The sequence below is a fragment of the Limnohabitans sp. Bal53 genome (genome assembly GCF_003063355.1).
In the GTDB taxonomy this organism is placed as follows: Bacteria; Pseudomonadota; Gammaproteobacteria; order Burkholderiales; family Burkholderiaceae_C; genus Limnohabitans_A.
Genome location: NZ_NESH01000003.1, coordinates 107,407 through 126,875, shown reverse-complemented (window position 1 = coordinate 126,875; position 19,469 = coordinate 107,407). Strand labels below are relative to the sequence as shown.

Genomic DNA, 19,469 nt, shown 5'->3' with positions numbered 1-19,469 from the left:
GGACACATGGCAGAGCTTGCCGCCCTGGCCATGTGTCCAGACGTGTGCATCAGAGTTTGAAGGCCACCACTTTTTGGGTTTGCTCACCCAGGCCATCGATGCCCAAACGCATCACGTCGCCGCGCTTCAAGAACACCGGCGCGGGCTTGCCGTCCACCTTGATGCCCATGCCCACACCCGGTGGGGTGCCGGTGGTGATGATGTCGCCAGGCTCGAGCGTCATGAACTGGCTCACATAACTGACCAGCTTGGCCACGCCAAAAATCATGGTCTTGGTGCTGCCGGTCTGCATCCGCACGCCGTTCACATCGAGCCACATGCCCAAGGCTTGGGGGTTGGGCACTTCGTCGCGTGTGACCAGCCAAGGCCCCACGGGGCCGAAGGTGTCGCAACCCTTGCCCTTGTCCCAGGTGGCGCCGCGCTCGAGTTGGTATTCGCGCTCGCTCACGTCATTCACCACGCAATAACCAGCCACATGGTTGAGCGCATCTTTTTGCGTGACATAACGGGCGCGGGTGCCAATGACGATGCCCAGTTCCACTTCCCAGTCGGATTTTTTGGAGCCCTTGGGGAGCATCACGTCGTCGTTGGCACCCTGGATGCAGGAGATGGCCTTGGTGAACACAATGGGTTCGGCCGGGATGGGCATGTTCGACTCGGCCGCATGGTCGGCGTAGTTCAGGCCAATGGCAATGAATTTGCTGGTGTAAGAGATGGGCGTGCCAAAACGCTTTTTGCCGCGCACCAAAGGCAGCTTGTCGGTTTTGACTTTGGCCAGCTTGGCCAAGGCCTTGTCGTTCAGCAGATCAGGCGAGATGTCTTTGACCACACCGCTCAAGTCGCGCAAGCGGCCTTCGGCGTCGATCAGACCGGGTTTCTCTTTGCCGGGTTGGCCATAACGAACGAGTTTCATAAATACCTTTCAGTGCTTGAACAAAATCAATAAGTGGAACGGCCACCCGACAGGTCAAAGACCGCGCCGGTGGAGAAGGAACATTCTTCCGTGCTCAGCCAGGTCACCATGGCGGCGACTTCTTCGGGCTCGCCAAAGCGGGCCATCGGAATCTTGGAGAGCATGAACTGGATGTGCTCGGGCGTCATTTGATCAAAGATCGCCGTCTTCACAGCCGCCGGGGTGACACAGTTCACGCGCACACCGGTATCGGCCAGCTCTTTGCCCAGCGATTTGGTCAGGCCAATCACCGCCGCCTTGCTCGCACTGTACGCGCTGGCATTGGGGTTGCCGTCTTTGCCCGCCACCGAGGCGATGTTGACGATGCGGCCGTAATTGCGCGCCTTCATGTGGGCGCTGAGTTCGCGGCAGCAATGGAACAGGCCATGCACGTTCACATCGAACACCTGCTTCCAGGCGTCCACCGGGTAGTCCCACACTTTGACGTTGGGGCCGGTGATGCCCGCGCTGTTGACCAGCACATCCACGCCGGCCAGCGCGGTGGTTTGCGCAGTGGCCTGCGCCACCGAGGCGTGGTCTGCCACATCCACCTGGACCGTGTTGACCACGGCGCCCAACTGACCTTGGCGCAATAGCTCAGCGGCTTGGACCATGCCTGCGGCATCGCGGTCCCAAATGGTGACGCGGGCACCCGAGGCCAGCATGCGCTGCGCAATGGCAAAACCCAGGCCGGTGGCACCGCCGGTGATGACCGCGTGGCGGCCTTTCATGTCGAGCAAGTTCATGTGTGTCTTTCTGGAAAAAATCAAATGGTCATGCCACCGTCGACCATGTAGGCATTGCCGGTGGCGAAGATGGACTCGTCGGATGCGAGGAAGGTGACGATGGGCGCGATCTCGTGGGCTTGCGCCAAACGGCCCATGGGCTGGCGATTGATGAAGTCCTGGCGCGCCTGCACAGGGTCGGCATAGCTGTTGATGCGGTCTTGCAGCGAAGGCGTGTCCACCGTGCCGGGGCAGATGCAGTTGCACCGCACCCCTTGGCGCACATAGTCGGCTGCCACGCTTTTGGTGAGACCAATCACGGCCGCCTTGCTGGTGCCGTAAATGAAGCGGTTGGGCAAACCTCGAACACTGGAGCACACGCTGGCCATGTTGATGATGCTGCCGCCGTGACCGGTTTGTGCAAACTGCGCCACCATCTTGGGAATGACCGCCTGGATCATCCAGAACTGCGAGCGCACGTTCAGGTTGAAGGCAAATTCCCAATCGTCGTCGGTGGCCAATTCGATGTTGCCGTTGTGCACAAAACCCGCGCAGTTGAAGACGATGTCAATGCGAGGCAAGTTGGCCACTTGGGCTGCAATCGCTTGCTTGTCGAGCACATTCAAAACGGCGGTGTGTACATTCGCCACGCCCCGGTAGCTTTTGAGCAATTCGGCGTTCACATCGGTGGCGTAAACGGTGGCACCTTCTGCCGCCATGGCCAGAGCTGCCGCCTGGCCAATGCCCTGACCGGCTGCGGTGACGAGCGCAATTTTTCCTTTGAGTCTCATGGTGCTTTTATCTCCAGTTGGGTGATCTGTCTTGCTGCGATGGCGGCCCAGTCCCAGGCGATGCCCAAACCAGGGGTCTCGGGTGGAAGGGCAAAACCATCCTGCACCCGCATGCGCGAAGTGGTGATGTCGTCCAGCTGCGGGATGTATTCGACCCAGGTGGCGTTGGGAACGGCCGCACACAGGCTCACATGCAGCTCCATCAAGAAGTGCGGGCACACCGCCACATCAAAAGTTTCGGCCAAGTGCGCGGTTTTGATCCAAGGCGTGATGCCGCCAATGCGCGCCACATCGGGCTGCACGATGGCGCACGCACCTTGCTCCAGATATTCGCGGAACTGCATCGGGTGGTACATCGACTCACCCACCGCCACGGGAATGGCGGTGTGCTCGCGCAGCTGGCGGTGGCCAGAGACGTCTTCGGCGGGCAAGGGCTCTTCCATCCACGCCAAGCCCAGGCCGTCAAAAGCCCGCGCACGGCGCACGGCCTCGGCGCGGTTGAAGCCCTGGTTGGCATCGGTCATCAAGTCAAAGCCCGGACCCACCGCGTCGCGCACGGCAGACAGCCGCGCCACGTCTTCACTCACATGCGGGCGGCCGATCTTGATCTTGGCGCCTTTGAAGCCTTGCGCTTGCGCCTCCAGCGTTTGGTCCACCAGCGCCTCGGGCGACAGGTGCAACCAGCCGCCTTCGGTGGTGTAGAGCGGCACACGCGCCTGCGCACCGCCCAGCAACTGCCACAGTGGCAGGCCCTGGCTTTGGGCACGCCAATCCCACAAAGCCGTGTCCACGCAGGCCAGCGCCAAGCTGGTCATGGCCCCCACCGCGGTGGCATGGGTGTGAAAAAACAAATCCTTCCAAATGGCTTCGACCATGACCGGGTCGCGGCCGATCAGGCGCGGAGCCAAATGATCCTTAAGCAAGGCGATGACCGACGAGCCGCCGGTGCCAATCGTGTAGGCGTAACCGGTAGCTGAAATGCCGTCGCTGCAGTGCAGCGTGAGCAAGAGGGTCTCTTGTGTCACAAAGGACTGAATGGCGTCGGTGCGCAAAACCTTGGGCGGCAAGTTCACTTGCCGAATGCTCACGCGCTCAATGGTGACGGAGGTCATGTAGGGGAGCAGGGGTGATGAAATAAAAACCAAGAAATAGGAAGAGGCGCCACGAACAACACCCAAGCCTTCAGGGCTTTGCAGCATGCGGCACAGGCGGTGCGCCGCAGGTCGTTTGCGTGACAGCCGCCATGCGGGTTTGTGCGGAGTTGCATTACCTTTTAAACATGTGATGATTCTGCAACTGGTCTGACCACTTGTCCAATTCACGTTATCCCTGATCACCTCTCATGCCCTTGCAAACCGTGGCTCCGCAGCGCCTGTACCGTCAGATTGCCGAACAAGTTCGGCAATTGATGGTGTCCGGCGAGTTCGCTTTGGGCTCGCGGCTGCCTGCCGAACGCGACCTGGCCATGCAACTTGGCGTGAGTCGCCCTTCGGTGCGAGAAGCCCTGATCGCGCTCGAGGTCGAGGGGATGATCGAGGTGCGTACGGGCTCGGGCATTTATGTGCAGCGAATTGAGCCGCCCAGCAAGTCTGTTGTCACTGAAGCAGATGCCAACACCCCCGCCGAGTGGGGTCCGCTGGAAGTGATGAGTGCCCGTTTGTTGGTCGAAGCCGAAGTGGCTGCGCTGGCCGCCACCCAGGCCCACAAATCCGATCTCAAAGCCATCAAAGCAGGATTGCAACAAATGAAGCTCGAAGCCGCCCGCGACCAGGTGCCGCGCGAGGGCGACGAAGCGTTTCACGAAGCCATTGCCCAGGCTTGTGGCAACAGCGTGTTGCTCGACACCGTGCAGCGCTACTGGCAAGCCCGAAACGGCCCACTTTTTGAGAGATTGGGCGACTATTTTGAACACCCCGAGTCCTGGCAAGCGGCCATTGGCGAGCACCAACAGGTGCTGCTGGCCATTGAGGCGCACGATGCCAGCGCAGCCAGGAAGGCCATGCAAAAACACCTGAGACAAGCTTACAAAAGATACAGCGCGAGCTGGCGCCGCGCCCCTGCCCGATAGCGCACCAGTGACACGGTCCGTTGAAGGCATGCAGTTTTCCCGCGTCAGCACTTTTTTTCAATACCAACGAGGAGACTTTGATGAGCAAACGATTGACCCTGAAGACCCTGGCCACCGTCGGCGCTTTTGCCGTAGGCGCCATGACCGTGCTCGGCAGCACTGCGGTGCAGGCCCAGCAAAAACTCAAGTGGGCCCACGTCTACGAGACCTCAGAGCCCTACCACACCGAATCGGTGTGGGCTGCTGGAGAAATCAAAAAACGCAGCAACGGCAAGTTCGACATCCAGGTTTTTCCCGCTTCCAGCCTGGGCAAAGAAACCGACATCAACCAAGGCCTGACGCTGGGTACAGTGGACATGATCATCAGTGGTCCATCGTTCGCGGCCCGCTCCTACCCGCGTTTTGGCATTGCTTACTACCCCTTCATCTTCCGTGACGGTGACCACCTGATTGCCTACTCCAAGAGCCCCGTGTTCCAAGAGATGGTCAATGAATTCCGCGGCAAAACCGGCATTCAGGTCACGGCCTACACCTACTATGGTGCCCGCCATACTACGGCCCAAAAACCCTTCACCAACTGCGCTGGCATGAAGGGCCTGAAGATCCGCGTGCCCGATGTACCGGCCTACACCGCCACACCCAAATCTTGCGGTGCCAACCCCACCCCGATTGCATTTGCCGAGGTGTATTTGGCCCTGCAAAACGGCACCGTGGAAGCGCAGGAAAATCCCTTGACCACCATCGAAGCCAAGAAGTTCTTTGAAGTGCAAAAGGCCATCATGCTCACCGGCCACATCGTGGACGGCCTGACCACTCAAATTGCGCCCCACGTCTGGAACAAGCTCAGCGATGCCGAGAAGAAAATGTTCACAGAAGTGACTCAGGAAGCCGCAGTTCGCGCCACAGCCAAAATCAAAGCCCGTGAAGCGGAATTGGTTGGCGAGTTCAAGAAAAAAGGCCTGCAAATTGTGGAAGTCGACCGCAAGTCGTTCCAAGATGCCGTGCTGAAAAACGCGCCTCTGACATCGATGGGTTTCACGCAGTCTGACTTCGACAAGATCCAGGCTGCCAAGTAAGCCACCAACGCAGCTGAACCCTCAGTTGTCCATCCGGCCGCACTGCGGCTGGCTTCTTTCTGACGCACCTTATGGCCTCACCATCGGATGCGCGAGCACAAGGCGCCGCAGCAGAGCTTTATCCAAGCCTTTGCTGTGGCGGCTTCTTGCACCGCCCTAGGAGTCGATTTTGCCAACGCCCACAACCCCTTCTGCGAACCAGATTGAGCCCAAAATCACCCATGCATTTCACACCGAGGACGAGGACATTGATCTTCGGCCCGTGACGCTGGAAGGTTGGCTGTCGCTGGCATTTTTTTTACTGCTGGGTATCACGGTTTTCTACCAATTTTTCACACGCTATGCGCTCAATGATTCGGCTGCTTGGACCGAAGAAATTGCCCGCTACTTGCTGATTGCCTGCGTTTTTCTGGCGCTGGGCATTGGGACGATGAAGCACAGCCATGTGCGGGTGGACTTTTTCTACCGCTTTTTGCCGCGCCAGATGGGCCGAGGCCTGGCCTTGACTGTGGATGTTCTGTGCACTGTTTACTACGCACTGTGCACCGTGCTCACAGGTTTGATGATGCAAAAACTGGGCAACTACCAAATGACCGTTGTTGATCTGCCCATGAACTTGATTTATGGCATTTGCCTAGCGGGCTTTGCGCTGGCAGCGGTTCGCTCGGTGAAGGTGATGTTGGCGCATTGGCGCAGTGACTACGCCGGTGTAGATGAGCTTTAAAACCAAGCCATTCATGTCCTTGTCCACTCACTTACTCTCGCAGGTCTGACATGCTCCAATCCCTGTTTCTATTTTTGACCATTGCGGGCGTGCCCATCGCCATCGCGATGTCAGCTGCCGCCATCATCTACATCATGGTCAGCGGCAATTTACCCTCGTTTGTGGTGATCCACCGCATGATCAGCGGCATTGACAGCTTTCCTCTGCTGGCGGTGCCGTTTTTCATTTTGGCGGGTAACTTGATGAACAACGCCGGCATCACCAACCGCATCTTTGAAATCGCCATGGCCTTGGTGGGTTGGCTCAAAGGAGGCCTCGGCCACGTGAACGTTACGGCCTCGATCATCTTCTCGGGCATGAGCGGCACGGCCATCGCCGATGCGGCGGGTCTGGGCACAGTCGAGATCAAGGCCATGAAAGATGCAGGCTACTCCACGGAGTTTGCCGTCGGCGTCACAGCCGCATCGGCGACGCTGGGGCCCATCATTCCACCCAGCTTGCCCATCGTGATCTACGCCATGCTGGCCAACGTGTCCGTGGGGGCCATGTTTTTAGGCGGCATTTTGCCGGGCCTGATGATCGCGGCCTTGATCATGATGACCGTCAGCTATTTCGCATGGAAAAACGGCTGGGGCGCAGACGAGGCTTTCAAGCTCAGCCGCTTTGCCAAAGGCCTGCTGGAATTGGCCATCGTGATCGGCTGGCCCGCTTTGCTGTGGCTGCTGATCACACAACTGAACTTTCCACCCCGCACGACGGTGTTTGCCGGCCTGATCCTGTTGTTTTTGGCCGATTGGAAATTCCGCTTTGTGGCGGTGCTGCCCATGATGACGCCCGTGCTGCTGATTGGCGGCATGACGGTGGGCCTGTTCACACCTACCGAGGGTGCGATTGCAGCCTGTATCTGGGCTTTGGTGCTGGGCTTGTTTTGGTACAAAACCTTGTCCCTCAAACGCACCATCAAGGTCATGCTCGACACCGTAGAGACCACCAGCGTGGTGATGTTCATCGTGGCAGCGTCGAGTATTTTCAGCTGGATGTTGACGGCCGAGGGCATCACCGCCGACATCGCGGGCTGGATTTTGGGCGTGACCAACGAGCCTTGGCTGTTTTTGTTGCTGGCCAATGCGCTGATGCTGTTCATCGGTTTGTTTTTGGAGCCGGTCGCGGCCATCACCATCTTGGTGCCAATTTTGCTGCCCGTGGTGACTCAACTGGGCATTGACCCCATCCACTTCGGGCTGGTGATGGTGCTCAACCTGATGATCGGCCTGATCACGCCCCCGGTGGGGCTGGTGTTGTTCATCATGGCCCGCATTGCTGAAATCAGCATCGAACGCACCATCGTGGCCTTGTTGCCCTGGTTCATTCCACTGTTGGGGAGCTTGGCGGTCATCACCTATGTTCCGCAGATTGTTTTGTGGCTGCCCAGCCAGTTTTATTGAGGTCTCATCATGAGCAGTTTCATCCGCCTGCACCCCTCCGATGACGTGGTGATTGCCCGCAGTCAACTCATGAGCGGCAGCGCCGTCGAAGGCGTGCCCGTGCGCGGCCTGATTCCACCAGGCCACAAGGTGGCCACGCGCGCCATCGCCGTGGGCGAGCCGGTGCGCCGCTACAACCAAATCATTGGCTTTGCACACCAGCCCATCGCGCCAGGCGAGCATGTGCACACACACAACCTGAACATGGGCGCAGAAAAAGGCAACTTCGAGCGCGACTATGCCATTGGCCAAGACGTCAAGCCCGAGCCCGCCCGCCAACAAGCCACCTTCATGGGCTACAAACGCAGTGACGGTCGCGTGGCCACGCGCAATTACATCGGGGTGCTCTCCAGCGTGAACTGCTCGGCCACCGCCGCACGCGCCATTGCGGACCACTTTTCCAAACGCAACAACCCACAAGCGCTGGCCAACTTCCCGAACGTCGACGGCGTGGTGGCTTTGACCCACGGCACCGGTTGCGGCATGGACACCGAGGGGCTGGGCATCCAACTGCTCGAGCGCACGCTGGCCGGTTACGCCACGCACGCCAACTTCTGGGGCGTGGTGGTGGTGGGCTTAGGCTGCGAGGCCAACCAGCTCAGCACCTGGCTGGCGCACAGCAGCCTGCGCGTGGGCGACACGCTCAAGGTCTTCAACATCCAGGACTCGGGCGGCACGCGTCTGACGGTCGAAAAAGGCATTGCCTTGATCGAAGAAATGCTGCCCCGGGCCAACGCCATCACCCGCGAGCCTTGCAGCGCCGAGCACATCACCGTGGGTCTGCAGTGCGGCGGCTCCGATGGTTACTCGGGCATCAGCGCCAACCCAGCTTTGGGCGTGGCAGTGGACTTGCTGGTGCAGCACGGCGGCACCGCCATCCTGAGTGAAACACCCGAAATTTATGGGGCGGAGCATTTGCTCACGCGCCGGGCCGTGAAGCCTGAAGTGGCGCACAAACTGATCGAGCGCATCAAATGGTGGGAAAACTACACCGCCATCAACGGCGGCGAGATGAACAACAACCCCTCGCCCGGCAACAAGGCCGGCGGACTGACCACCATCTTGGAAAAGTCACTCGGCGCGGTGGCCAAGGGCGGCACCAGCAACCTGCAAGCGGTGTACGAATACGCCGAGCCCGTCACCGCCAAAGGCTTTGTCTACATGGACACCCCCGGCTACGACCCCGTCAGCGCCACGGGCCAGGTGGCGGGTGGCGCCAACTTGATTTGCTTTACCACCGGGCGCGGCAGCGCTTATGGCTGCGCCCCTTCACCCAGCCTCAAGTTCTCGACCAACACGGCGCTGTGGAAAAAGCAGGAAGAAGACATGGACCTGAACTGCGGCGAGATCGTGGATGGCGGTGTGAGCATCGCCGAGATGGGTCAACGCATTTTCGAGATGATCCTGGCCGCTGCATCGGGCGAGCCCACCAAGAGCGAGCGCCACGGCTACGGCCAAAACGAGTTTGTGCCATGGCAAGTCGGCGCGGTGATGTGAGCCCATTGGCCCGCCTTGCGGCCCGCCTGACAGCCCACCCCAGATCGCGCACGGGGTCCGCTCCTACAAAGGCTCACATCCTCCATTTAGGAGCCCACCCCGTGGGCGATGGGCGTGGCACACGCCCCAAAACGATCGCGCACAGCGGTTAATAGCGACACAAACTCATCGTCTTGAAAGCCCCCTCATGAGCCAACTCATCCAAGCCGCAGCGCTGCGTGACAAAGTCGCACGCATCATTGAACAAGCGGGCAGCGCCCCCGCCGAGGCTGCGCAAGTGGCCGACAACCTGGTCATGGCCAACTTGAGTGGGCACGACTCGCATGGCGTGGGCATGGTGCCGCGCTATGTGGACGCGGTGCTCGAAGGCGGCCTGAATCCCAACACGGGCGTGAAGGTGTTGCTCGACACCGGGCCCCTTTTGAACCTGGATGGCCAACGCGGCTACGGCCAGATCACCGGTGTGCAAGCCATGCAGATGGGCATCGAGCGCGCCAAGCAGCACGGCGTGTGCACCGTGGCGCTCAGTCGCTCACACCACCTGGGCCGCATCGGCCACTTTGCCGAAATGGCCATGGCGCAAGGTCTGGTGTCGGTGCATTTTGTGAACGTGCTCTCGCGCCCCGTGGTCGCGCCTTTTGGCGGAGGTGACGGCCGCTTTGGCACCAACCCCTGCTGCATTGGTGTGCCCATGGGCAACCGTGCACCCTTTGTGCTGGACTTTGCCACCAGCCGCGTGGCGCAGGGCAAGATGCGTGTGGCCCACAACAAGGGCGAGCAAGTCCCGCCCGGTTATTTGATCGACGAACACGGCCACCCCACCACCAACCCTGGCGTGGTGGTGGTACCCCAGTCCAATGGTTTGTTTGGCGCACTCATGACCTTTGGCGATCACAAAGGCTTTGGCATGGCCATGGCCTGCGAACTGCTGGGTGGGGCGCTCACCGGCAGTGGCACCTGGCACCGCGAAGCCGACCACCAACGGGCCGTGCTCAACGGCATGTTGACGATGCTGATCGACCCGGTGCGCTTGGGCACTCAAGCCATGTTCGAGCAAGAAGCCCTGGCCTTTGCCGACTGGCTGCGCCAAAGCCCCGATGCACCGGGCAGCGACGGCGTGAAGCTGGCGGGTGAGCCCGAACGCACTGCGCGCGCCGAGCGCGAACAAAACGGCATCTGGATCGACGACACGACCTGGGCCGAAATTGAAGCATCAGAGCAGAAGTTGACAGGGCGTTGAGCGTTGCCAGTCCAAGACCGCCCTCGCAGGAGCCCACCCCGTGGGCGATTGGGGCGCTTGCGGCACACATGACTGACCAACGCCCAAACCCTTCGCGCACAGGGGTGCGCTCCTACAACCCCATGAACTGTTTACCCCTCTGACACCATGCACCTTTGCGCACTCACCCTGGCATCGCTGCCCACTGACATCCACACCCCCACCTACGACCGACGCCGTTACGCCCCTGGCGTGGTGCATTTGGGTCTGGGCGCTTTTCACAGGGCCCACCAAGCCATGGTGTTTGACCACTTGCTGGCCACGGGTGACACACGTTGGGGCATTTATGGCATCGGCATGACGCGGCCCGATCTGGTGAACCAGCTGCGTGCGCAAGACGGCTTGTACGCTGTGCGCGTGGCCGATGGCACGGGTGTGAAGTGGCAAGTGCCCGGGGCCCTGTGGCGCATGAGTGTGGCCACCACCGAGCGCGAAGCGGTGGTGCAGGCGATGGCCGCGCCCGCCACGCGCTGGGTCACACTCACCGTCACAGAAAAAGGTTACACCCCCGCTTTAGGCCAGCTGCTGCTGGACGGCTTGCGTCTGCGCCAGCAAAACGGCTTGCCCGGCATCACAGTGGCCTCGTGCGACAACCTCCAAGGCAATGGCCACAAGTTGTTGGCCTTGGTCAAGGCCGCCGCTGCAGCGCAAGACGGCGAGCTGCTGCGCTGGATGGACGCGCAATGCGCTTTTCCGTGCAGCATGGTCGACCGCATCGTGCCCGCTGCCACCGCCGAAGTGCTGGCCGCAGCCAGCCAGGCGCTGGGCCTGCGCGACGATGCGTCGCTCAGCACCGAAGGCTTTTGGGAATGGGTGATCGAAGACCGCTTTGCGGACCCGTCTGACGCCGCCTTGCTGCAAAGCGCAGGCGTGCGCGTCACGCGTGATGTGCACAGCTACGAAGAGGCCAAGCTGCGCATGCTCAACGGCAGCCACACGGCCATGGCACTCATGGGCGCAGTCACGGGCAGGCCCTTCATTGCCAGCTGCATTGCTGAGCCCCACATCCGGGAATTTGTATTCCGCTTGATGGGTCAAGAAGTCGCGCCGCACCTGAGCCGCAGCGACTGGGCCGATTACCGTACCGCCTTGATTGCACGCTTTGGCAACCCTTATTTGAAGCACAGCGTGCACCAAATTGCCACCGACAGCTCGCAAAAAATACCGCAGCGCTGGCCCCCTTCCGTGCTGGGGCAAATCGACCAAGGCGCTTCGACTGAACACCACGCGCTGGCGGCGGCCGTGTTCGTGCGCTACACGCTGGCCATCGACGAGCAAGGCCAAGCCTATGCCTTGAACGACCCACAGGCCGAGAGCCTGATGGCCCAGGGCGCCGCGCAACGCACAGAGCCCGAGACTTGCGTTCGTTCCCTGCTGGCGCGCGAAGACCTGTGGGGCAGCGCTTTGCCCCAACACGCCTCCTGGATCGAGCGTGTCACGCACTGGCATCAACAAGTTTTGCAGCATGGCGTGGACGCCGCAGTCCAGCAACTGATCGAGGCCTGAGCCATGAAAATCACCGCCGCCCGCGTCATCGTTTGTTGCCCCGGCCGCAACTTCGTCACCCTCAAGATCGAAACCGACCAAGGCGTGTACGGCGTGGGCGACGCCACGCTCAACGGCCGCGAGTTGGCCGTGGTCAGCTACCTTGAGGACCATGTCGTCCCTTGTCTCATCGGGCGCGACCCGCAGCAGATCGAAGACATCTGGCAGTACCTCTACAAAGGCGCTTACTGGCGGCGCGGCCCGGTGACCATGAGCGCCATTGCCGCTGTGGACACCGCGCTGTGGGACATCAAGGCCAAGATGGCGAACATGCCGCTGTACCAGCTGCTGGGTGGGCGCAGCCGCACCGGGGTGATGGTCTATGGCCACGCCAACGGCCGCGACACCGCCGAGACGGTGGACGAAGTCTTACGGCACAAAGAAGAAGGCTACTTGGCCATCCGCGCACAAAGCGGCGTGCCTGGCTTGAACAAGGTTTATGGCGTGAGTGGCAGCAACCGTCTGTACGAACCCGCTGATGGCACCTTGCCCAGCGAACACGACTGGAGCACCGAGAAGTATTTGCGCCACACGCCTGGACTGTTTGAAGCCGTGCGCGAAGCCGTGGGCCCTGACACCCATTTGCTGCACGACGTGCACCACCGCTTAACGCCCATCGAAGCGGGCCAGCTGGGCAAGGCGCTGGAGCCCATGCGCCTGTTCTGGATGGAAGACCCAACGCCCGCCGAAAACCAGGAGGCGTTTCAGTGGATACGCCACCACACCACAACCCCCATTGCGGTGGGCGAAATTTTCAACAGCATCTGGGACTGCAAGACGCTGATCGAAAAACAGTTGATCGACTACATCCGCACCACCGTGGTCCACGCGGGCGGCATCACACACCTGCGGCGCATCGCCGATTTGGCAAGCCTCTACCAAGTGCGCACCGGCTGCCACGGCGCCACCGATTTGTCACCCGTGTGCATGGGCGCATCCCTGCACTTTGACACCTGGGTGCCCAACTTTGGCGTGCAAGAGTTCATGCCCCACAGCGAAGAAATGCTCTCGGTCTTCCCGCACGATTACCGCTTCGAGCGCGGCATGATGCACTGCGGCGAGTCACCCGGTCACGGGGTGGACATCGACGAGCAGCTGGCCGCGAAATATCCGTACCAAAGGGCTTATTTGCCGGTGAACCGGCTGCAGCACGATGGAACCTTGTGGAGTTGGTGAGGGTTACAACATCCGCGCCAACGCCGCCTGCAAATGCTCGGACGGCAAGCGTTTGAAGCCCGTACGGGCAAAGCGCTGCAGGCGCCCTAACATGAAGGCCACAAGCACGGAAGCGGCCACTTGCGCGTCGGCTGCGGGGGCATCCGAATCGCTGGCCTTAAGGGACTGGCGCAGTTGCGCTTCGATCTTGTCAAACAGCAAGTTGATGCGCTCTTGCAGGCGCTCGTGTTCAAGCACCAGCGCGTCACCGATCATGACGCGGCTCATACCCGGGTTTTTTTCAGCGAACTGAAACAGCAAGGCGACAATGCGCGCCGCTTGTTGAGGACCTGGGGGTTCACGGTCGGTGACTTGCCGAATCAACCCAATGACGGACTGATCGACAAAATCAATCAGCCCCTCGAACATCTGCGCCTTGCTGGCGAAGTGGCGGTATAGGGCCGCTTCGCTCACGCCGATTTTGGCGGCCAGGCCTGCGGTGGTGACGCGCTCGGCACCTGGCTGCTCCAGCATGGCCGCCAAGGTTTGCAAAATTTGCAAACGCCGCTCACCCGGTTTAGGGCGTTTGCGTGTGGAGGCCAACTCTTCGTCGGCCATGGGCTCGTGTTGTACTTGATCTGACATGTCATCCCCTTGTTGTTCGAGCCGCCCGAGTTGGCGGTGCTGCTTTACCGGCTGCGGATCATGGTGCCGAAGGCTTGCTCCGACAACACTTCGAGCAGCATGGCGTGCGGCACGCGGCCATCGATGATGTGCACCGCATTCACGCCGCTCTTGGCCGCGTCCAAGGCCCCTGCGATCTTGGGAATCATGCCCCCGCTGATGGTGCCGTCGGCGCACAACTCGTCAATGCGGCTGGGTGTCAATTCGGTCAGCAGCTGGCCTTGTTTGTCGAGCACCCCTCGGATGTTGGTGAGCATGAGCAGCTTTTCGGCCTGCAGCACGGTGGCCAGCTTGGCCGCCACCACGTCGGCGTTGATGTTGTAGCTTTCGTTGTTGACGCCAAAGCCAATAGGGCTGACCACCGGGATGAAGGCGTCGTCCTGCAAGCACTTGAGGATGGACGGGTCGATGCTTTCGATCTCACCGACCTGGCCCACGTCGTGTTCTTTGCTCGGGTCCTGACTGTCCACCAGGCGCAGTTTTTTGGCACGGATCAGGCCGCCATCGCGGCCCGTCAGGCCCACCGCCTTGCCGCCTGCGCGGTTGATCATGCCCACGATGTCTTGCTGCACTTCACCACCCAGCACCCACTCGACCACTTCCATGGTTTCGGCATCGGTCACACGCATGCCTTGGATGAATTCGCCGGTTTTACCCAGACGCTTCAAGGCGGTTTCGATTTGTGGGCCGCCACCGTGCACCACCACGGGGTTCATGCCCACCAGCTTGAGCAGCACCACGTCTTCGGCAAAGGCCTGCTGCAAGGCCGGGTCGGTCATGGCGTTGCCGCCATATTTGATGACCAGGGTCTTGCCGTGGAACTTGCGGATGTAGGGCATGGCCTGGGCCAGGATCTGGGCCTGGTCTTGCGGCGCAACGGTAGGGGCAACAGTGGTGTCGGTCATGGCAGAAAACTTCGGCTAAGGGACAGATGAAAAAAAATCCGGGCGATCACACGCTCGCCCGCTCGGGCAATTGTGCCGCAAGCGAATGGCGCATCAGAGGACCTCGGCCAGCATGCGGTTCACACCCTGCTGCCAGGCAGGCAGCACCAGGCCAAAGGCCTTTTGCAGCTTGTGCGTGGCCAGGCGCGAGTTGAGCGGGCGCTGTGCAGGCGTTGGGAAGGCCGAGGTGGGCACGGGGGCGATCTCACCGACCTTCAGGACCAAGTCGGGCTGGATGAGCCGGGCCTGCGCGATCACATGGCTGGCGTAACCGTGCCAGGTGGTTTGACCTGCGGCCACCAAGTGGTACAGCCCGCCCAGCGTGGGCTGCTGCAAACTGGCCCGGATGGCGTGCGCGGTCACATCGGCAATCAGATCGGCCCCGGTGGGGGTGCCAAACTGGTCGTTGATGACGGTCAGGCGTTCGCGTTCGGCAGCCAGGCGCAGCATGGTCTTGGCAAAGTTGCCGCCCCGTGCGGCATACACCCAACTGGTGCGGAAGATCAGGTGGGCGCAGCCGCTGGCCACGATGGCTTGCTCGCCTTCACGCTTGGTCTGACCGTACACGCTGAGCGGCCCGGTGGCGTCTTCTTCTTGCCAAGGCTGGTCGCCCTGCCCGTTGAACACGTAATCGGTGGAGTAGTGCACGAGCAAGGCCCCGGTTTGCGCGGCTGCCTGCGCCAGCGCGGCGGGCGCCGTGGCGTTCAGGCAGCGGGCCAGATCGGCTTCAGACTCGGCTTTGTCCACGGCAGTGTGGGCGGCGGCATTCACGACCACGTCAGGCCGCCAGTCGCGCACCGTTTGCGCCAAGCGCGCGGGCTGGGTCAAGTCGCCACAAAAGTCGTGGCTGTGCCTGTCCAGCGCCAGCACCTCGCCCAAGGGGGCCAGACTGCGCTGCAGCTCCCAGCCGACTTGGCCATTTTTTCCCAAAAGCAGAATTTTCAAATTAAGCTCCCAAAGTCATCGCGAGGTACGAAGCGATCCATGGATTGCCGCGCTCCGCTCGCAATGACAATCTGTTGAGCCGCACTCAACAGACCGCCGTCATCGCGAGGCACGAAGCGATCCATAGATTGCCGCGCTTCGCTCGCAATGACAATCTGTTGAGCCGCACTCAACATACCGTCGTCATCGCGAGGCACACCGCCGTCATCGCGAGGTACGAAGCGATCCATGGCCTGGGGTGCCAGATTTGCCAGGCCGTATTCACGCATATTGCTTGTTCACCCACTCGCGGTACGCGCCGCTTTGCACATGCTGCACCCACTCGGGGTTGGCCAGGTACCACTCCACGGTTTTGCGGATGCCGGTGTCAAAGGTTTCGGCGGGCTTCCAGCCCAACTCGGCTTCGAGTTTGCGGGCGTCGATGGCGTAGCGGCGATCGTGACCGGGGCGGTCGGTCACGTAGGTGATCTGGCTAGCGTAAGTGCCGCCGTCGGCCTTGGGGCGCATCTCGTCGAGCAATCGGCAGATGGTCTGCACGATCTCGATGTTGGGCTTTTCGTTCCAGCCGCCCACGTTGTAGACCTCGCCCAAGCGCCCGGCTTCAAGCACACGGCGGATCGCACTGCAGTGGTCTTTGACGTAAAGCCAATCGCGGATTTGCATGCCATCGCCATACACGGGCAGGGGCTTGCCGGCCAAGGCGTTGACGATCATCAGCGGGATGAGTTTTTCGGGGAAGTGGTACGGCCCGTAGTTGTTGCTGCAGTTGGTGGTGAGCACCGGCAGGCCATAGGTGTGGTGCCAGGCGCGGACCAAGTGGTCAGATGCCGCCTTGCTCGCGCTGTAGGGGCTGTTGGGCTCGTAGCGGTGGGTTTCGCTGAAAGCCGGATCACCCTTGGCCAAAGAGCCGTACACCTCGTCGGTGGAGACGTGCAGAAACCGGAAACCTTGTTGGGTCACCATGGATTGCCGCGCTTCGCTCGAAATGACAACTGCCCCGTCATCGCGAGGCACGAAGCGATCCATGTTTTCTTGGGGCAGTTGTAGCCAATAAGCCCGCACCGCCTCCAGCAGGCGAAAGGTGCCCACAATGTTGGTCTCGATGAACTCGCCTGGGCCGTGAATCGAGCGGTCCACATGGCTTTCGGCCGCAAAATTGACCACAGCACGCGGTTGGTGTTCGGCCAGCAGGCGGCTGACCAAAGCGGTGTCGCCGATGTCGCCTTGCACCAATTGGTGGCGCGCATCGCCCTGCAAGCTGGCCAGTGTTTCAGGGTTGCCCGCGTAGGTGAGCTTGTCAAGGTTGATGATGGGCTCATCGCTGGCGGCCAGCCAGTCCAACACAAAGTTGGCGCCAATAAAACCTGCACCACCGGTCACCAGAAGGGTCATGGGAAATGAAAAATTCCGGGTGCAACGGGCGCTGCACCAACAAGACTGGATTTTAGAAGCTTTGAAACGTTCTTCGCCCTCGCCTTCAAGGCTTTCGATTTTCGACACGCTCAGGTTAAAGTGATGGCCTGATTGAGGAAATGATCATGGCCACATCGAAGACGTCCAAAAGCCAAGCCGCCCCTACACCTCCGACAAATCAAGCCTTTGCGCCACCCGCACAACAGGTGTGGCTGGCGGGTTTGGGGGCCATGGCCAAAGCACAGGAGCAAGGCAGCAAAGCCATGGAAGCCTTGCTGAACGACGGCCTGGCGTTTCAACGCAAAAGCCAAGCCGAAGCCCAGCAACGCTTGCAAGAAGCGACCGAACGACTGGGCCATCTGGCCAGCGACTTTGGGCACAACGCTTCGGGTCGTGTGGACAAATTGGAGCATCTGTTTGAAGACCGCGTGGCCAAAGCCTTGCACCGACTGGGCATGCCCTCCTTGCTGGACATCCAGATGCTGAGCGAACGCGTGGCGCAACTGGAGTCTCAGTTACAGGCTTTGCGATCCGGTCGCAGCGCGACGACTCCCCCCGACAGCCCACCCCAAACAAACACCGCGGTCAAAAAAGCCACCTCAAAGTTGACCAAGCCGCGCACACCGTCTGCAGCTCCTGCCACGACTTCTGCACCCGGCACGCGTTCGCGCAAAAAATCTGCCTGACTCCCATCACGCAAGCTGCACATGGCCAAAAAAGCCCCCCGCCGCACCGCCGAGCGCATAGCGCAGGTGACGCTGGCGCTGTTCAACCGTTTTGGCGAGCCCAATGTCTCGACCACGCTGATTTCGGCCGAGCTGGGCATCAGCCCGGGCAATCTTTACTACCATTTCCCATCCAAAGACGCCCTGGTCAACCAGCTGTTTGACCAGTACGAAGAGGCCATGTTGTCTTTGCTCGATGCCGCGCCCGATGTGCGTGACGTGGAGGACACCTGGTTTTTCCTGCACTCGCTGTTTGAACAGGTGTGGAACCACCGTTTTTTGTACCGCGACCTGAACAACTTGTTGTCTGGCAATCGCCACCTGGAAACGCACTTCCATGCGGTGCTGGAACGCAAAACCTTGGCTTTCCGCCAGATGCTGGAATCCTTGGTGGCCGTGGGCCTGATGCGCATGGATGCCGACAACATCGAGACCCTCTCGGCCAGTCTGTCGGTGATGGTGACCTATTGGCTCAGTTATGAATATGTTCGCAACCCGCGCCAAGCCATGGAGCCAGCCAGCGCCGGACTGGCTTTGACACGGGGGGCTCAGCATGTGTTGGCGCTGTTGACACCTTACATGGCCGACCAGCAAGTTCAACAGCACCTGCAGGCATTGACAGCGGCTTACAGCGCGCCTGAAACGCGCTGAGCCCAGACCTCTGGCTCAGGCAAAACGCTGCGCGGCCAGCGCCAGCAAACCATCAAAGATCAGGTTGTCCACCAACTCAAAACGCACCGACATGCTGGGGGCCATTTTCCAGCCTGCACCACCGGTCATGATGCACTCGGGCTCTTGACCGGTATGCTCACGCAGGTGCTGCACCATGCGCTCGCAGGCCCCGGCAATGGCATAGGTGCCGCCGCTGGTCAGAGCGTCACTGGTATTGGTCGGAAAGGGCCTGACATCGCCTGTGGGCACATGCAAACCGGCGGTGCCAGACTCCAGCGCACGCAACATGATGCCGTGGCCAGGCAAGATCAGACCGCCTAGAAAACGGCCCTGCTCATCGATGGCCTCGACCGTCACCGCCGTGCCAACCATGACCACCACCAAGGGGCGCAACTGCCCACTGGCCAACATGCGGTGACGTGCACCAATCATGGCCACCCAGCGGTCTGAACCCAGCCGAGAGGGGTGGTCGTAGCCGTTGATCAGGCCAGCCTCCTGCGCACTGGGCACCACCCACTGGGGCGTAAAGTCCCACAACTCCATTTGCTCTTGTACGCGGCGCTTGATGGCGTCACCGGCCACCACGCAGCCCAGCATCTGGTCGGGCTTGGGCAAGCTGGACCACGGGCCTTCCGACAGGCGATCGATGTTTTCAAGGAATTCGGCGCCGTGCGCCAGCAGTTGGCCCTGGGGGCTCGGTTGGTCGTACAGCGCCCATTTCAGGCGCGTATTGCCCACATCGATGGCTAAAAATGTCATCTGCCGATGATAATGAATTTCAGTCACCGAA

20 protein-coding genes are annotated in these 19,469 nt (G+C 60.8%); 10 read left to right on the top strand and 10 right to left on the bottom strand.

The genetic code is table 11. From position 1 onward, the window contains the following. Positions 1 to 49 precede the first annotated feature (49 nt). The 4 genes from B9Z50_RS10145 to B9Z50_RS10130 are packed head-to-tail and all read right to left on the bottom strand — an operon-like array spanning position 50 to position 3,580. Positions 50 to 913 carry a fumarylacetoacetate hydrolase family protein gene (locus B9Z50_RS10145; protein WP_108363960.1) on the bottom strand — a complete coding sequence of 288 codons (864 nt, stop codon included), beginning with the start codon at positions 911 to 913 and terminating at the stop codon, positions 50 to 52. A 26-nt stretch (positions 914 to 939) separates the two neighbouring features. Continuing rightward, positions 940 to 1,698 (bottom strand): SDR family NAD(P)-dependent oxidoreductase, encoded by a 759-nt coding sequence (locus B9Z50_RS10140; RefSeq protein WP_108363958.1) that lies wholly within the window; start codon positions 1,696 to 1,698, stop codon positions 940 to 942. Positions 1,699 to 1,718: 20 nt separating this feature from the next. Further along, positions 1,719 to 2,468, bottom strand: coding sequence for an SDR family oxidoreductase (locus tag B9Z50_RS10135; RefSeq protein WP_108363956.1), 750 nt, complete (start codon positions 2,466 to 2,468; stop codon positions 1,719 to 1,721). Further along, positions 2,465 to 3,580 carry a mandelate racemase/muconate lactonizing enzyme family protein gene (locus B9Z50_RS10130; protein ID WP_108364374.1) on the bottom strand — a complete coding sequence of 372 codons (1,116 nt, stop codon included), beginning with the start codon at positions 3,578 to 3,580 and terminating at the stop codon, positions 2,465 to 2,467. The genes B9Z50_RS10135 and B9Z50_RS10130 overlap by 4 nt, the downstream gene beginning before the upstream one ends. Before the next feature lie 230 nt (positions 3,581 to 3,810). Between B9Z50_RS10130 and B9Z50_RS10125 the strand changes: the two genes are divergently transcribed. The 8 genes from B9Z50_RS10125 to manD all read left to right on the top strand — a co-directional run bounded on the left by B9Z50_RS10125 (position 3,811) and on the right by manD (position 13,317). Beyond that, positions 3,811 to 4,536, top strand: coding sequence for a FadR/GntR family transcriptional regulator (locus B9Z50_RS10125; protein WP_108363954.1), 726 nt, complete (start codon positions 3,811 to 3,813; stop codon positions 4,534 to 4,536). Between the two features lie 80 nt (positions 4,537 to 4,616). Continuing rightward, positions 4,617 to 5,612, top strand: coding sequence for a sialic acid TRAP transporter substrate-binding protein SiaP (locus B9Z50_RS10120; protein ID WP_108363952.1), 996 nt, complete (start codon positions 4,617 to 4,619; stop codon positions 5,610 to 5,612). Positions 5,613 to 5,781: 169 nt separating this feature from the next. Continuing rightward, positions 5,782 to 6,336 (top strand): TRAP transporter small permease, encoded by a 555-nt coding sequence (locus B9Z50_RS10115; RefSeq protein ID WP_233249829.1) that lies wholly within the window; start codon positions 5,782 to 5,784, stop codon positions 6,334 to 6,336. Between the two features lie 50 nt (positions 6,337 to 6,386). Continuing rightward, positions 6,387 to 7,781, top strand: coding sequence for a TRAP transporter large permease (locus B9Z50_RS10110; RefSeq protein ID WP_108363950.1), 1,395 nt, complete (start codon positions 6,387 to 6,389; stop codon positions 7,779 to 7,781). A gap of 9 nt (positions 7,782 to 7,790) precedes the next feature. Further along, a complete protein-coding gene (locus B9Z50_RS10105; RefSeq protein WP_108363948.1) occupies positions 7,791 to 9,317 on the top strand; it encodes a UxaA family hydrolase in 1,527 nt (508 codons plus the stop codon). Between the two features lie 187 nt (positions 9,318 to 9,504). Beyond that, entirely contained in the window at positions 9,505 to 10,557 is a 1,053-nt protein-coding gene (locus B9Z50_RS10100; RefSeq protein WP_108363946.1) for a malate/lactate/ureidoglycolate dehydrogenase, read from the top strand. A 147-nt stretch (positions 10,558 to 10,704) separates the two neighbouring features. Then, the gene (locus tag B9Z50_RS10095; protein WP_108363944.1) at positions 10,705 to 12,102 is read left to right on the top strand and encodes a mannitol dehydrogenase family protein; all 1,398 of its coding nucleotides are present in this window, start codon (positions 10,705 to 10,707) and stop codon (positions 12,100 to 12,102) included. Between the two features lie 3 nt (positions 12,103 to 12,105). Then, positions 12,106 to 13,317 carry a D-mannonate dehydratase ManD gene (gene manD, locus B9Z50_RS10090; protein ID WP_108363942.1) on the top strand — a complete coding sequence of 404 codons (1,212 nt, stop codon included), beginning with the start codon at positions 12,106 to 12,108 and terminating at the stop codon, positions 13,315 to 13,317. A 3-nt stretch (positions 13,318 to 13,320) separates the two neighbouring features. Here the strand turns inward: manD and slmA are convergent, their stop codons facing one another. The 5 genes from slmA to rfbB form a co-directional block, all read right to left on the bottom strand. After that, the gene (slmA, locus tag B9Z50_RS10085; protein WP_108363940.1) at positions 13,321 to 13,941 is read right to left on the bottom strand and encodes a nucleoid occlusion factor SlmA; all 621 of its coding nucleotides are present in this window, start codon (positions 13,939 to 13,941) and stop codon (positions 13,321 to 13,323) included. 44 nt (positions 13,942 to 13,985) lie between these two features. Next, on the bottom strand, positions 13,986 to 14,885 hold the full coding sequence (gene argB / locus B9Z50_RS10080) for an acetylglutamate kinase (protein ID WP_108363938.1): 900 nt from the start codon (positions 14,883 to 14,885) through the stop codon (positions 13,986 to 13,988). 93 nt (positions 14,886 to 14,978) lie between these two features. After that, positions 14,979 to 15,869: a dTDP-4-dehydrorhamnose reductase gene (gene rfbD, locus B9Z50_RS10075; RefSeq protein WP_108363936.1), complete on the bottom strand. Its 891-nt coding sequence runs from the start codon at positions 15,867 to 15,869 to the stop codon at positions 14,979 to 14,981. Next, on the bottom strand, positions 15,866 to 16,138 hold the full coding sequence (locus B9Z50_RS10070) for a hypothetical protein (RefSeq protein ID WP_146183192.1): 273 nt from the start codon (positions 16,136 to 16,138) through the stop codon (positions 15,866 to 15,868). Before B9Z50_RS10070 ends, rfbD begins: the two co-directional genes overlap by 4 nt. Then, positions 16,131 to 17,261 carry a dTDP-glucose 4,6-dehydratase gene (rfbB, locus tag B9Z50_RS10065; RefSeq protein WP_108363932.1) on the bottom strand — a complete coding sequence of 377 codons (1,131 nt, stop codon included), beginning with the start codon at positions 17,259 to 17,261 and terminating at the stop codon, positions 16,131 to 16,133. The genes B9Z50_RS10070 and rfbB overlap by 8 nt, the downstream gene beginning before the upstream one ends. 146 nt (positions 17,262 to 17,407) lie before the next feature. On the opposite strand from rfbB, the gene B9Z50_RS10060 reads away from it, so the two are divergent. Both B9Z50_RS10060 and B9Z50_RS10055 read left to right on the top strand, forming a co-directional pair. Continuing rightward, the gene (locus B9Z50_RS10060; protein WP_108364370.1) at positions 17,408 to 17,968 is read left to right on the top strand and encodes a phasin family protein; all 561 of its coding nucleotides are present in this window, start codon (positions 17,408 to 17,410) and stop codon (positions 17,966 to 17,968) included. A 21-nt stretch (positions 17,969 to 17,989) separates the two neighbouring features. Next, the gene (locus B9Z50_RS10055) at positions 17,990 to 18,658 is read left to right on the top strand and encodes a TetR/AcrR family transcriptional regulator (protein WP_108363930.1); all 669 of its coding nucleotides are present in this window, start codon (positions 17,990 to 17,992) and stop codon (positions 18,656 to 18,658) included. A 15-nt stretch (positions 18,659 to 18,673) separates the two neighbouring features. On the opposite strand, the gene B9Z50_RS10050 is transcribed toward B9Z50_RS10055, so the two are convergent. Continuing rightward, entirely contained in the window at positions 18,674 to 19,438 is a 765-nt protein-coding gene (locus B9Z50_RS10050) for a type III pantothenate kinase (protein WP_108363928.1), read from the bottom strand. Between the last annotated feature and the right edge of the window lie 31 nt (positions 19,439 to 19,469).